Genomic DNA, 13552 nt, shown 5'->3' with positions numbered 1-13552 from the left:
GCCGAACTCTAAATGAGCACAGCAATAAAAAAATAAAATTAATTTCGTTCCAATTTGGCACGTAATAAAAATTCATCGTTCCATATTGAAACGGTTCTCAGGAATATCCGGAGCGAATTGTGACGAAGTTAAATGATCATTATCAATAAACACCAACACACAAAATTAAATTAATACTTTTTAAATTTTCACCCTATTGACTTAATAACGCGCGGCGAGAAAATAAAGCCAAACCCAATGATAAAAAATAGCTGTATCGCGATATTTTCGTGACCTCAGCCCTACAACATTTTCAGGAGAGACTGTGAATAAGAGCCAACCAATCGCCACCATTACGCTGGCGGCGGCGAAAAAAATGGCGCAGGCCGTCGAGGCTAAAGCGCTTGAGATTAACGTGCCGGTGGTCTTTTCCGTGGTGGATCGCGGCGGCAACACGCTGCTGATGCAACGCATGGACGACGCATTTGTCACCAGTTGTGATATTTCTCTTAATAAAGCGTATACCGCCTGCTGTCTGCGGCAGGGGACCCATGAAATTACCGACGCGGTACAACCGGGTGCGTCACTATATGGTTTACAGCTAACAAATCAACAGCGCATTGTTATTTTTGGCGGCGGCTTACCTGTCATGTTAAACGATAAATTAATCGGTGCTGTCGGCGTAAGTGGCGGTACTGTCGAACAAGACATGTTATTAGCGCAAACCGCACTGAATTGTTTCTCTGAATTATAAATTAAATCTAAGAAGGTAAATTATGAGCTATCGTATGTTTGATTACCTGGTGCCAAATGTGAACTTTTTTGGCCCGAATGCTATTTCCGTCGTTGGCGAACGCTGCAAACTGTTGGGCGGTAAAAAAGCGCTGCTGGTGACTGATAAAGGTCTGCGAGCCATTAAGGACGGCGCGGTTGATAAAACCCTCGAACATCTGAGTGAAGCCGGTATTGACGTGGTGGTGTTTGACGGCGTCGAGCCAAACCCTAAAGACACCAACGTGCGCGACGGCCTGGAAGTTTTTCGTAAAGAGCAATGCGATATCATCGTTACCGTCGGCGGTGGTAGCCCGCATGACTGCGGTAAAGGCATCGGCATCGCAGCGACGCACGAAGGCGATCTCTATAGCTATGCCGGGATTGAAACTCTGACCAATCCGCTGCCGCCGATCGTCGCGGTGAATACCACCGCCGGTACCGCCAGCGAAGTCACCCGCCACTGCGTGCTGACCAATACCAAAACCAAAGTGAAGTTTGTGATTGTCAGCTGGCGCAACCTGCCGTCGGTTTCCATCAATGACCCACTGCTGATGCTCGGCAAACCTGCGCCACTGACTGCGGCAACCGGAATGGACGCCCTGACCCACGCCGTTGAGGCCTATATTTCAAAAGATGCCAACCCGGTTACCGACGCCGCCGCGATCCAGGCAATTCGTCTGATCGCCCGCAACTTACGCCAGGCCGTAGCGCTGGGCAGCAACCTGAAAGCTCGCGAGAACATGGCCTATGCCTCTTTGCTGGCGGGTATGGCCTTCAACAACGCCAACCTTGGCTACGTTCACGCGATGGCGCATCAGCTTGGCGGTCTGTACGACATGCCGCACGGCGTAGCAAACGCCGTCCTGCTGCCGCACGTGGCACGCTATAACCTGATCGCTAATCCGGAGAAATTTGCCGACATCGCGGAGTTTATGGGTGAGAACACCGACGGTCTGTCCACCATGGATGCCGCTGAGCTGGCGATTCGCGCCATCGCTCGCCTCTCTGCCGATATCGGTATTCCGCAGCATCTGCGCGAGCTGGGCGTCAAAGAAGCCGATTTCCCGTATATGGCGGAAATGGCGCTGAAAGACGGCAATGCCTTCTCCAACCCGCGTAAAGGGAACGAGAAAGAAATTGCCGAGATCTTCCGTCAGGCATTCTGATAAATAAGGGGGCGCAATGTCACTTTCATCACCGGGCGTACATCTGTTTTATCACTCACGCTGGCAGGATACGCGCGTGCTTGATGAACTATGCTGGGGGCTGGAAGAGCAAGGCGTCCCTTGCCGGACAATCTGTTGCGACGAGCATGACTGCGCGCTGGCCCTCAGCAAGCTGGCGGCTAAAAGCTCAACGCTACGCGTGGGTCTCGGCCTCAGCGCCTGTGGTGATATTGCCCTAACCCACGCCCAGCTACCCGAGGATCGGGCGCTGGTCCGCGGGCATATCGCCGCCGGGATAGCCCACATCCGCACACTCGGCGCCAATGCAGGCCAACTGGTCAAAGTGCTTCCCTTTAGCGAGATAAAATAAATGTACCGCATCTATACCCGAACCGGTGATAAAGGCACGACCGCGCTGTTTGGCGGCAGTCGTATCGACAAAGACGACATCCGCGTTAACGCCTACGGTACGGTGGATGAACTGATTTCCCAGCTTGGCGTCTGCTATGCCAGCTCGCGCCAGGCAGAATTACGCCAGGATCTGCATGCCATCCAGAAGATGCTGTTTGTGCTGGGGGCGGAACTCGCCAGCGATGAGAAAGGTCTCGCCCGCTTAACGCAGACGATTAATGCCGAGGATATTCAGGCGCTGGAGCAACTTATTGACCGCAATATGGCGCAGAGCGGCCCCCTGAAAGAATTTGTCATTCCGGGGAAAAATCTGGCATCGGCACAGCTACACGTGGCGCGCACCCTGGCACGGCGGCTGGAGCGGATCCTCATCGCGATGGACAGAACGCTGACGTTACGCGATGAACCCAAGCGTTATATCAACCGGCTGTCGGATGCGCTGTTCTCCATGGCCAGAATCGAAGAAACTACTCCAGATGTTTACGCTTAAACTGGCTGGCGTCGATGTCGTACTGCTTCATCTTACGCCACAAGGTGGTGCGACCAATATTCAGCAGTTGCGACATCTCCTGTACTCGCCCACTGGTGACGCGGGCGGCATGGATAATCGCCTCTTTTTCGATAGCGGTAAACGTCAGGCTGGCAGGCAGCAGGGAAGACGCCGTCTCCAGACCGGGACGCTCGGCAAACAGATAATCAGGTAAATTACTCAGCCGGATATGCCCGTTATCGCTACTGATGGCGATGTTTTCGATAATGCTGTTCAGCTCGAAGTCATTGCCCGGCCACGAATAAGCCACCAGTTGTGCCAGCGCGTCATCGTCGATCTTCAGGCTGTATGAAAAGCGTTTTTTCAGGCTATTCAGTCGCGTATAAATCAGCGAGGGAATACTGTTACGCCGCGCTCGTAGCGGCGGGATAACAATCTCAAAAGAGTGCAGCGCGTAATACAGTTGGCGGCTAAAGCGGTTTTGCTCCACCAAATTAGCGAGATCAACCGTAGTGGTGGCGATCACTTTCACATCCACCGGAATCAGCCGACGGGCATCAAGACGGGTTAACACCCCCTGCTTGATCACCTGTAGCAGCGCGGATTGCAGCTCCGGCGCCAGATATTCAATTTTCTCCAGAAACAGCGTGCCGCCGTTCGCCAGCTCAAGGCGGCTCAACCGACCATTTTCATCATCGGTGGGCGCACTGCCCATAAAATCCTGCCCCAGCACGCTGTTGGCATACAGCTGACAGTTCACGGCGATATACGGCCCGCTGGCGCGTTCGCTTTCATTGTGAATGGCCTGGCTCAGCAACTCTTTCCCGACGCCCTCTTCCCCACACAGCAGGATCGGGAAACTCCCCCTTGCCGCCTGGCGACCAAAATGGATCAAGCGTCGGGTTTCTGGATCGTCCGTCGACATCTGCTCAAAGGTGTGGCTCACCTTACCAAGCTGGCTGGTCATCAGCTGACGCATTTGCTCCACCGGGTGCAGCAGCAGGATAAAGCTGTTGCCCTGCTCCTCAACAATCGGCTTCAGGGTGATAACAGCATCAACAAACTGGTGCTGGCTTTCAAAAGTGACTTCGACGTGATTCAGACCGCGGGCATGTTTAATTGCCCGACGCAGCAGCGTGGGCATATTGAGCAGGTCGTGAATGTTTTTGCCCTGGCTGGCCTGCGCATCGAGATGCAAAAGCAGCGCCGCGCGCGCATTGAGGAACTGCAACACCCCCTGCTCATTCCAGGCCATCACGCCATCATCCATGCTCTCCAGCAGCCCGTACATCTGGTTCAAATGGCGGTTGGATTCTGCCAGCAGGCTGTCGGTCAGCAATGAATTGCCGACTTCTCTGGCAATCGCCAGCGTCAGGGATAAATCAGAAACGGACTCATGCTCTACCAGACAGCATAATGAGATGGAGCCAAACAGACGCCCATGGTTATCGAACACTGGCGTCGAGCAAAACGACCACGGATGCAGCGCCTGTTTAAAGTGCTGAGCGCCAGAGGTTTTTGTCGGCTGGCCCGGCATTGTCGCCAGCGACAGCGCACAGCTGCCGATAATGCTTTCCGCGCAATAGCTGCCGCCGCGAAACCCAAGCTCCGCCAGCTGTTCTATCGTCTGCGGATCGCCGCAACGGCTGAGAATACAGGCCGATTCATCCAGAATCAGCAGCGCGCACGGACGACCGTCCATAAACTCCCAGGCATCTTCCAGCGCGGCCTGCGCAATCGTGAGCAGCGCCGTCTTACGACGACAAATCGACTCAAAGGTCAGCCCTTGCGCCTGATGCGGCGCCTGCCAGGTTTCCCGCTGCATGAACTTGCTGCAACGATGCCAGGACTGGGCGAGAACCGAAGAGACTTCCTGCCCGATGCTATGCGTATGCGCCGTCATATCCATTTCCGCTGTTTTACCATAGACAACCCCTCCGGCAGAGACTGTCAGAGGGGGAGAAGATGCTGGGTAAATTTACCGATGCCCGATTAACGCGCCAGCCACTGCTGTCCCAGCAGGTCTGCCGTCAAAATAGCGGCATGTACGCTTTCAGGCGTCACCGGGAACGGCATATTGTGAATGGTTTCACCTTCTGCGCAGGTGGCTTTAGCCACGGCCATGATCTTGCCATCAATGTCATCTTTTACGCCCATTTCCGCTAACGTTACCGGCAGGCCCACTTTCTGACAGAAATTCAGCACGGTTTCGATCTCTTCCATCGGGCTGTTCTGCAGCACCAGCTGCGCCAGCGTACCAAAGGCGACTTTTTCACCGTGGTACAGATGGTGGCACTCTTCCAGAATCGTAAAGCCGTTATGGATGGCATGTGCCCCCGCAAGTCCGCTGCTTTCAAAACCGATACCGCTGAGGTAGGTGTTGGCTTCGACAATACGTTCCAGCGCATCGGTCACCACACCAGCCTGGGCGGCTAAGCGTGCCTTTTCGCCTTCCGCCAGCAGGGTATCATAGCACAGGCGCGCCAGGCTCAGCGCCGCCACGGTGGACTGCCCGCCCGCCATGCTGGTCGCCCGAGCGTCATAACAGGCTTTCGCTTCAAACCAGGTCGAGAGCGCATCGCCCATCCCGGCCACCAGCAGACGTACCGGCGCTTTGGCAATAATTGCGGTATCCATCACCACCATATCCGGGTTTTTCGGGTAGATCAGATACTCTTCAAACTCACCCGCTTCGGTATAGATAACGGACAGCGCGCTGGTTGGCGCATCGGTTGAGGCGATGGTCGGGATCACCACTACCGGCAGCTTCTGGTAATAACCAATCGCTTTGGCGGTATCTAACGTTTTCCCGCCACCAATCCCAACCACGCCGCGGCAACCGTGTTTTTTCAGAATGGCAATCAGGCGATTAATTTCAACATGGCTGCATTCACCGTTGAAGCGTTCCGCGTGGCAGCTAATGTCATGGCTATGCAGACCATTGAGTACCTTTTCTCCCGCCAGCTTCATCACGAAGTCGTCCGCAATCACGAAAAAGCTGTCAGCCAGATTTTTAGCGTATTGACCAAATAAGGTAGAAGCGTCAGGACCCTGGAGATATTTGGCTGGAGATTGAATAACTTTTAGCATTCCTTTCATCCTCAAATAAGTACATGTTTTTACATGGTGAGCCCTGGCGTTAACCCGTTTAGCCTGATGTTGACGGCGAAAGCGGACGTACCGGAGCGATGTAATAACTGTATGGCGAGGCGTGCACAAAAAAATCTTTCGTCATTTTGTTCTGATATGGAACAGATAAAAATGACATGCGTTTCATATTGGAACACTTAACCACAAAAATAATGAGGTTTGCGATCTCGATCCGTTCCTTTACCGCGAAATCACCGACAAACATGATGATAAATTTCTCCAATTACGCGCCATCCTGCGTAAAACCCCGCAAAAAAGACTGACTGCGCCGTGTGGCCTGCTCTGATCGCAGGAGAAAAAAGTCGAGCTGGTTCGCATTGTGCTGATTTCTCGCCTGATTAAGTTTCATTTCGGAACAAAAAATAGCAATCACGTTTCGTAATGAAACTCATTTTCGCGTTGTTTTTTTCCAGGCTGACTTCGCCAGAATCTCTCTATCGCCTCCGCACCATGAACATGCATTCGGGGGTTTGTCTTACACTCAACCTCGAGGAGCCGTTATGTCTCAATTCTTTTTTAATCAACGCCCCCATCTCGTTAGCGACGTGATCGACGGTACAATTATCACCAGCCCGTGGAATAACCTGGCGCGTCTGGAGAGCGATCCGGCCATTCGCATCGTGGTTCGCCGCGACCTTAACAAAAATAACGTGGCGGTGATCTCCGGCGGCGGTTCAGGACACGAACCCGCGCACGTTGGGTTTATCGGCAAAGGAATGCTGACCGCGGCGGTCTGCGGCGACGTGTTCGCCTCCCCGAGCGTGGATGCGGTACTGACCGCTATTCAGGCAGTGACCGGTGAGGCTGGCTGTCTGTTGATCGTGAAGAACTACACTGGTGACCGTCTTAATTTCGGTCTCGCCGCCGAGAAAGCGCGACGCCTGGGCTACAACGTTGAAATGCTGATAGTCGGTGACGATATCTCCCTGCCGGATAACAAACATCCGCGTGGCATTGCGGGAACCATCCTGGTGCATAAAATCGCCGGCTATTTCGCTGAACGCGGCTACAACCTCGCCACCGTCCTGCGTGAAGCGCAGTACGCAGCCAACAACACCTTCAGCCTGGGTGTTGCGCTTTCCAGCTGCCATCTGCCGCAAGAAACCGACGCCGCGCCGCGCCATCATCCGGGTCATGCAGAGCTGGGCATGGGGATTCACGGCGAACCGGGAGCCTCGGTTATCGATACGCAAAACAGTGCGCAGGTGGTGAATCTGATGGTGGATAAACTGCTGACGGCCCTGCCTGAAACCGGCAGAGTGGCGGTGATGATTAACAATCTTGGCGGCGTGTCCGTTGCGGAAATGGCTATTATCACCCGCGAACTGGCAAGCAGTCCGCTGTACCCGCGTATCGACTGGCTGATTGGTCCGGCCTCGCTGGTCACCGCGTTGGATATGAAAGGATTCTCACTGACGGCCATCGTGCTCGAAGAGAGCATCGAAAAAGCGCTGCTGACCGAAGTGGAAACCAGCAACTGGCCGACTCCCGTCCCACCGCGTGAAATCAGCTACGCGCCATCATCCCAGCGCAGCGCGCGCGTGGAATTCCAGCCCTCTGCCAACGCGCTGGTCGCCGGGATTGTGGAGCTTATCACCGGAACGCTTTCCGGTCTGGAAGCACATCTCAACGCGCTGGATGCCAAAGTCGGCGATGGCGATACGGGTTCAACCTTTGCCGCCGGCGCGCGTGAAATTGCCAGTCTGCTGCAGCGTCAGCAGCTTCCGCTGGATGACCTTGCCACGCTGTTCGCGTTGATTGGCGAACGTCTGACCGTGGTGATGGGCGGTTCCAGCGGCGTGCTGATGTCTATTTTCTTTACTGCCGCCGGGCAGAAACTGGAGCAGGGAGCTAACGTTGCCGAAGCGCTGAATACAGGTCTGGCGCAGATGAAGTTCTACGGCGGCGCAGACGAAGGCGATCGCACAATGATAGATGCCCTGCAACCCGCACTGACCTCACTGCTGGCGCAGCCGCACAACCTGAATGCCGCTTTTGACGCCGCGCAAGCCGGAGCCGAACGAACCTGCCTGTCGAGCAAAGCCAATGCAGGTCGCGCATCGTATCTGAGCAGCGAAAGCTTGTTGGGTAATATGGACCCCGGCGCGCATGCCGTCGCAATGGTATTTAAAGCGCTGGCAGAGAGTGAATTGGGTTAAGTCATAAATGCCTGATGCGCTTCGCGCATCAGGCAGAACGTTAACGATAAACGCGGATGCCGCCCTCTACGCCGCGACTAAACAGTACCTGCCAAAGCTCAATATCTCTGGCGCGGAAAGCCCCAGCGCAGGCGCATAAATAGTAATTAAACATTCTTCTGAAGGTGGCGGAGTAACGTGAAGACAGCTCCGGCCAGGCCTGATTAAAGCGCTCATGCCAGGCCATCAGCGTTTTATCGTAATCGCTGCCAAAGTTATGCCAGTCCTCCATCACAAACCGTGATTCGCTGGCCTCGGCAATATGCGAAATCGCCGGTAAGCAACCGTTCGGGAAAATGTATTTATTGATCCACGGATCGACGCTCATCCCCTTTTTGTTGCTGCCAATGGTATGCAGCAGGAACAGCCCGTCCGGTTTTAAACAACGGTCGGCGATGCTGAAATAGGTGTCGTAGTTTTTCGGCCCGACGTGTTCGAACATCCCCACGGAAACAATGCGATCGTAGTGTTTATCGAGGTCACGATAATCCTGCAGCAGAATGTTAACGTCCAGCCCTTCACAGCGCTGTTGAGCCATTTTCTGCTGCTCTTTAGAGATAGTGACGCCTTCGACCGCCACGCCATAATGACGCGCTGCATATTCCGCCAGTCCGCCCCAGCCACAACCGATATCGAGTAAACGCATACCCGGTTTGAGTTGTAGCTTCTCACAAATCATTTTCAATTTGGCATTTTGCGCTTCGTCTAATGTGGTGGCGTCTTTCCAGTAACCACAGGAATATTGCATGTGCGGATCCAGCATCAGCGCAAAAAGATCGTTCCCAATATCATAATGCTCTTTACCGACAATCCACGCGCGGCTCCGCGACTGCAAATTAAACAGGCGGGCGCTGGCAATGCGTAAAATATCTTTCAGGTTGCCCGGCATTTGCTGGTCGAGTTTTGCTTTGAGAATTTTGCAGAACAGAATATCGAGCCGCTCGCAGTCCCACCAGCCTTCCATATAGCTTTCACCCAGCCCTAACGAGCCTTGTTGCAGTACCCGCTTAAAGAAACCGGCATGATGAAGCTGAATATCCCAGGCACGAGAGCCATTAATCTGGATATCCGCTTGCGAAAGCAGCTCTTTCCCCATTCGGGTCCAGTTATCATTTGTTTCATTGACGATGACAGCATCTGAACAAAGCGTGTTCATGGTATTTACCAAAGTGGGCTAAAAATCGTTACGCAAGATTATTATGGAAAACTGAATGCATGTATTATGATCTGCGGACAAGATCTATCGAATAGCGGACACATCACCGGGAGCATTGACGATTTATTTATGGAGACTCTCGCGCAAAAACAGTGGAATTCATTTCCCGATAACTCCATTACGGAGCTGCCGCAGGACGTGTACTTCCGTTCTTATGTCCTGGAAGCCAACCATCATGTTCCGCTGCATTCGCACTCTTTTATGCAGTTTCATTTCGCCCGTAAAGGCAGCATGCGAATTGATGTCGCCGGCAAATGCTGGATAATTCCAGCGCATTATGGCATCTGGATCCCCAATAATACCGAGCATGCGGTCTGGGCACTGGATGATGTGTATTTAGAGAATCTGGATATTAAGCCGGGTTTTCTTGAAGAGAGCATCAATGAATGTAAAGTGGTGGCGATCAGTGATTTCGCCAGAGAGTTTATTCATTACGCCACCAATTTAATTTCGGGCCATTATGATAGCCAGTCAAAAGAGGGTAAGCTGGTTAGTGTTCTGGTCGATATTATTCTGCAGCTCCCGGAAGTCGCTTTTGTATTACCCTGGCCACACGATCGCGAATTAACCAAAGTGTGCCGGACAATTCAGGAATCCCCGGCCCTGGAGCATTCGGTTGAATACTGGGCACAGCATCTGGGCATGTCAGCCCGTACCTTTTCACGCCATTTCAAAAAAGAAACCGGATTGCCCTTCAGCGTCTGGAAGCAAAAAATGCGTATTCTGGAATCGGTATTAATGCTGAAAAAAAATAAAAGCGTAACTGCCGTGGCGCTGGATGTGGGGTATTCCAGCACCGCGGCATTTAGCTATGCATTTCGCCAGGCGTTTGGCGTGCCGCCATCGAATTACTGATTAACGGCGTTGATGCCAGTAAGCCGTTGCGCGCACCAGTTGCTGATCGAACGCCTCGGTTTCAAAGCGAACGCTGAGGTTTTTTACCGCCTTGCCTTCGCCGGTAATCCAGATGAAATAATCGTCTGCGGGCACGTTCAGCCGCGATAAATGTTCGTTCACCACCTGTTCGTCATGGCCGATAACCCACTGAATAGTAAACTCGTCGAGATGGGCAAAATAGTCCTGATACGCCGCATCCTGCACGCTTACCAGCGCCGTTACGTTCGGGCGTACCGCTAAACGGCTGAGCGACTCCAGCCGTCGGCGCAGCGCGGGCATTCCTGATTCATCACACACGTAAACCTGATACGCATAATCCTCTGGCACCACCAAAGAACCGCGCGGTCCACCGATCGTCAGCTTGTCACCCTCACGAGCATTCATCGCCCATGTGCTCGCCACGCCACCGTCATGAATATAAAAATCCAGCGCCAGCTCATGGCGCGCTTCGTCATACAACGGCGTGTAGTCACGGGAGAGCGGACGTACGCCGTCAGCCCAGACAATGCCTTCATCGGTGACAACAGGCGGCACAAAATGGCTGCCCGGCTCCGGGAAAAAGACCTTGGTATGGTCATCAAAACCGTGCGAGCTAAAACCGTCCAGCGCGTCACCGCCCAGTACGATGCGCTGAAAACCCGCGCTAATACGTTCTACGCGCAGGACGGTAAGTTCACGGAAGCGCAGTTCATTGCGAACGCGCTGTGGGTAGCGTGAGGTGTTTTTTGTCATTTTTTCGCCTTCGTGAAGATAATACGATATATCTAAATTTATTTTTAAATGATAATGATTGCTAATCAAAAAGATTGCAAGCACTTTTTTGATATAGTCAGCTTGTGATTAAACAGCGATCAGCAATCCATGAAAACCATTAATAATCATCAAATTAAACAAAAATTATTTTATAGACTTGCAAGCCGATAAACTTTAGATATAAATTAGATATATCTAAATAACATCAGGAGACGATGATGCAAAACCATCATGAAGGTTGCTGTAAACATACAGAGCACCAACACGAAGGCTGCTGCAAGGGTGAAGGACATCACCACGAAAGCCGCCACAGTGAGCACCATGCAGGCTGCTGCAAAAGTGAAGAGCATCGCCACGCAGGCTGTCACCAGGAACATCACCACGAACAGGGTTGCGGACGCCGCCACGGTCGCGGCGGAGGTGGTGGTCGTCGCCAGCGCTTCTTCGGTCACGGCGAATTGCGCCTGGTGATTCTGGATATCCTGACCCGCGACGCCAGCCACGGCTATGAACTGATTAAAGCGATTGAAACCCTGACCCAGGGTAACTACACCCCGAGCCCGGGCGTTATCTATCCGACGCTGGATCTGTTGCAGGATCAGGCCCTGATCGCCATCAGCGACGAGGAAGGCGGGCGTAAGCAAATTGCCATCACGACTCAAGGTCTGCAGTGGCTGGATGAGAACCGCGAACATCTGGAACATATCCACGAACGTATTAAAGCCCGCTGTGTGGGTTTTGAATTACGTAAAAATCCACAGATGAAACGCGCGCTGGAGAACTTCAAAGCTGTGCTGGACCTACGCGTCAATCATGGTGATACCAGCGAGGCGCAGATCAAAAAAATCATTGGTATTATCGATCGCGCCGCGCTGGACATTACTCAGTTAGATTAATCTGCGCAGCAGGCGGAACCCGTGTCCGGCGTTGCGCCTGCTGTGGTTAAGATTAATGCAGCACCGTAACCGCATCTTCCAGACGACCCGCGCGATGTTTCACCATCGCGGAAATCTGGGCACTCTCTTCAACCAGTTCGGCGTTTTTCTGCGTGATGCTACTCAATTCATTCACCGCACGAGTCAGGCTGGAAAGACCATCGGACTGTTCCAGCGTTGAGTGGCTGATTTGGGCGATCAACTGAGTGACGTTTTGCACCTGCGCCACAATATCGTCCATCGTGCGCCCCGCGGCGTGCACCTGATCGGAGCCGGACTGCACCTTATCGGCGCTGGCATCAATCAGCTTGCGAATATCATTGGCTGCACTGGCGCTACGACTGGCAAGATGACGCACTTCTCCCGCCACTACGGCGAAGCCTTTGCCCTGCTCGCCCGCCCTCGCGGCTTCAACGGCGGCGTTCAAAGCCAGAATATTGGTCTGGAAAGCAATATCGTTAATCAGCGTGGTAATGGTGCCGATCCGCTGAGTGCTGTTGGCAATATCATCCATGGTTTTGATGACGGTATCCATCGCCTCGCCGCCGTGCGTTGCCGCGCTGCTGGCAGCAATCGAGAGTTTATCGGCTGCGGCGGCGGTCTCAGAGTTTTGTTTCACCGACGCCGCCATCTGATTCATGGTGGCCACCGTTTCCTGCACATTCTCTACGGTCTGCTGCGTATGCTTGTTTAAATCATCACTGCCTTTCGCCAGCGTTTCGCTGTCGCTGCGCACACAACTCACCTGGCTGGAGACATCATGGATGAGCCAACGGCACATTAACCCCAGTTGCCCCACCGCTCGCAGCATCAAGCCCAGTTCATCGCAGCGGTTAAGATGCGACACGCTGTTGCGCTCACCGGTCGCCACTTTCAACGCCTGACGCGCGACATTCTCGATGGGACGCACAATTTGCCATTCGAAAATAGCCGTCCCCAGCAGCATTACCAACGCACTCATCAACAGTATCGGCCATTCGGCGCCCATTTGCTGCAATGCGGTCGCCAGTACGACAAACATCAATGCCATCACGCTGCGTACCCGCCAGCGAATCGGCAGTGCCGGGAGTTTACCCAGCCAGCCTTTGCGTACCACCAAACCTTTATGAATACGTCGGTTGCAACGTCCTTCATTCAGCGCCTTATATAAAGGCTCTACTGCCGCAATCTCTTCGTCAGTTGCCCGGGTGCGAATCGACATATACCCGGTCACTCGCCCTTCCCGCACCATCGGCACCGCGTTGGCCCTCACCCAGTAGTGATCGCCATTCTTACGCCGGTTTTTCACAATGCCGCTCCACGGCTCACCCTGTTTGAGGGTGTACCACATATCCGCGAATGCCGCTTTTGGCATGTCCGGATGACGAACCAGGTTGTGCGGCTTATCGAGCAATTCATTCAGTTGATAGCCGCTGACCTGGACAAAGGTATCGTTAGCATGAGTGATATAGCTTTGTAAGTCGGTGGTGGACATGAGGGTGATATCATCATCCAGCGGTGTATTTTGCTGACTAACGTAGGGATGAGCAGACATGGTTGCGTCCTGTGCAGGTTATCTGGTTGTTAACTCTTTCGGCTTATGT

Annotated in this window: 12 protein-coding genes; 7 read left to right on the top strand and 5 right to left on the bottom strand. The window is 53.3% G+C overall.

The window, feature by feature from the left end; genetic code table 11:
* Window positions 1-304 precede the first annotated feature (304 nt).
* The 4 genes from FDW96_RS04145 to FDW96_RS04130 are packed head-to-tail and all read left to right on the top strand — an operon-like array spanning window position 305 to window position 2820.
* Window positions 305-733, top strand: coding sequence for a heme-binding protein (locus FDW96_RS04145; protein WP_007372190.1), 429 nt, complete (start codon window positions 305-307; stop codon window positions 731-733).
* 22 nt (window positions 734-755) lie between these two features.
* Window positions 756-1919, top strand: a complete 1164-nt coding sequence (gene dhaT / locus FDW96_RS04140; RefSeq protein WP_137365248.1) for a 1,3-propanediol dehydrogenase — start codon at window positions 756-758, stop codon at window positions 1917-1919.
* 16 nt (window positions 1920-1935) lie between these two features.
* Complete coding sequence (locus FDW96_RS04135; protein ID WP_137349723.1) at window positions 1936-2289, top strand: glycerol dehydratase reactivase beta/small subunit family protein; 354 nt, start codon at window positions 1936-1938, stop codon at window positions 2287-2289.
* Complete coding sequence (locus tag FDW96_RS04130; RefSeq protein WP_137365247.1) at window positions 2290-2820, top strand: cob(I)yrinic acid a,c-diamide adenosyltransferase; 531 nt, start codon at window positions 2290-2292, stop codon at window positions 2818-2820.
* Here FDW96_RS04130 and dhaR read toward each other — a convergent pair.
* Both dhaR and FDW96_RS04120 read right to left on the bottom strand, forming a co-directional pair.
* Window positions 2798-4723 (bottom strand): dihydroxyacetone kinase operon transcriptional regulator DhaR, encoded by a 1926-nt coding sequence (gene dhaR, locus FDW96_RS04125; RefSeq protein ID WP_137365246.1) that lies wholly within the window; start codon window positions 4721-4723, stop codon window positions 2798-2800. The genes FDW96_RS04130 and dhaR overlap by 23 nt on opposite strands.
* 89 nt (window positions 4724-4812) lie before the next feature.
* Window positions 4813-5910, bottom strand: coding sequence for a glycerol dehydrogenase (locus FDW96_RS04120; protein WP_007372185.1), 1098 nt, complete (start codon window positions 5908-5910; stop codon window positions 4813-4815).
* Window positions 5911-6470: 560 nt separating this feature from the next.
* On the opposite strand from FDW96_RS04120, the gene FDW96_RS04110 reads away from it, so the two are divergent.
* Window positions 6471-8129, top strand: coding sequence for a glycerone kinase (locus tag FDW96_RS04110; RefSeq protein ID WP_079225969.1), 1659 nt, complete (start codon window positions 6471-6473; stop codon window positions 8127-8129).
* Window positions 8130-8169: 40 nt separating this feature from the next.
* Here the strand turns inward: FDW96_RS04110 and cfa are convergent, their stop codons facing one another.
* Entirely contained in the window at window positions 8170-9324 is a 1155-nt protein-coding gene (gene cfa / locus FDW96_RS04105) for a cyclopropane fatty acyl phospholipid synthase (RefSeq protein ID WP_079225968.1), read from the bottom strand.
* Window positions 9325-9390: 66 nt separating this feature from the next.
* Between cfa and FDW96_RS04100 the strand changes: the two genes are divergently transcribed.
* Window positions 9391-10239, top strand: a complete 849-nt coding sequence (locus tag FDW96_RS04100; RefSeq protein ID WP_137365245.1) for an AraC family transcriptional regulator — start codon at window positions 9391-9393, stop codon at window positions 10237-10239.
* On the opposite strand, the gene FDW96_RS04095 is transcribed toward FDW96_RS04100, so the two are convergent.
* Window positions 10240-11013, bottom strand: a complete 774-nt coding sequence (locus tag FDW96_RS04095) for a siderophore-interacting protein (protein ID WP_137365244.1) — start codon at window positions 11011-11013, stop codon at window positions 10240-10242.
* A gap of 236 nt (window positions 11014-11249) precedes the next feature.
* On the opposite strand from FDW96_RS04095, the gene FDW96_RS04090 reads away from it, so the two are divergent.
* Window positions 11250-11930: a PadR family transcriptional regulator gene (locus tag FDW96_RS04090; RefSeq protein ID WP_162267385.1), complete on the top strand. Its 681-nt coding sequence runs from the start codon at window positions 11250-11252 to the stop codon at window positions 11928-11930.
* Window positions 11931-11982: 52 nt separating this feature from the next.
* Here the strand turns inward: FDW96_RS04090 and FDW96_RS04085 are convergent, their stop codons facing one another.
* Window positions 11983-13503, bottom strand: a complete 1521-nt coding sequence (locus FDW96_RS04085) for a PAS domain-containing methyl-accepting chemotaxis protein (protein ID WP_137365243.1) — start codon at window positions 13501-13503, stop codon at window positions 11983-11985.
* Window positions 13504-13552: the final 49 nt, after the last annotated feature.

This window comes from Citrobacter sp. TBCS-15 (assembly GCF_005280815.1).
GTDB classification, from domain to species: Bacteria; Pseudomonadota; Gammaproteobacteria; order Enterobacterales; family Enterobacteriaceae; genus Citrobacter; species Citrobacter werkmanii.
Note: the sequence above shows the minus strand (reverse complement) of the source record. Positions and strands in the feature narration are given on the sequence as shown.

Coding starts and splice junctions, on each gene's coding strand:
- dhaT (WP_137365248.1), top strand. CDS start 756: ATGAGCTATCGTATGTTTGATTACCTGGTGCCAAATGTGAACTTTTTT.
- FDW96_RS04135 (WP_137349723.1), top strand. CDS start 1,936: ATGTCACTTTCATCACCGGGCGTACATCTGTTTTATCACTCACGCTGG.
- FDW96_RS04130 (WP_137365247.1), top strand. CDS start 2,290: ATGTACCGCATCTATACCCGAACCGGTGATAAAGGCACGACCGCGCTG.
- dhaR (WP_137365246.1), bottom strand. CDS start 4,723: ATGACGGCGCATACGCATAGCATCGGGCAGGAAGTCTCTTCGGTTCTC.
- FDW96_RS04120 (WP_007372185.1), bottom strand. CDS start 5,910: ATGCTAAAAGTTATTCAATCTCCAGCCAAATATCTCCAGGGTCCTGAC.
- FDW96_RS04110 (WP_079225969.1), top strand. CDS start 6,471: ATGTCTCAATTCTTTTTTAATCAACGCCCCCATCTCGTTAGCGACGTG.
- cfa (WP_079225968.1), bottom strand. CDS start 9,324: ATGAACACGCTTTGTTCAGATGCTGTCATCGTCAATGAAACAAATGAT.
- FDW96_RS04100 (WP_137365245.1), top strand. CDS start 9,391: ATGATCTGCGGACAAGATCTATCGAATAGCGGACACATCACCGGGAGC.
- FDW96_RS04095 (WP_137365244.1), bottom strand. CDS start 11,013: ATGACAAAAAACACCTCACGCTACCCACAGCGCGTTCGCAATGAACTG.
- FDW96_RS04090 (WP_162267385.1), top strand. CDS start 11,250: ATGATGCAAAACCATCATGAAGGTTGCTGTAAACATACAGAGCACCAA.
- FDW96_RS04085 (WP_137365243.1), bottom strand. CDS start 13,503: ATGTCTGCTCATCCCTACGTTAGTCAGCAAAATACACCGCTGGATGAT.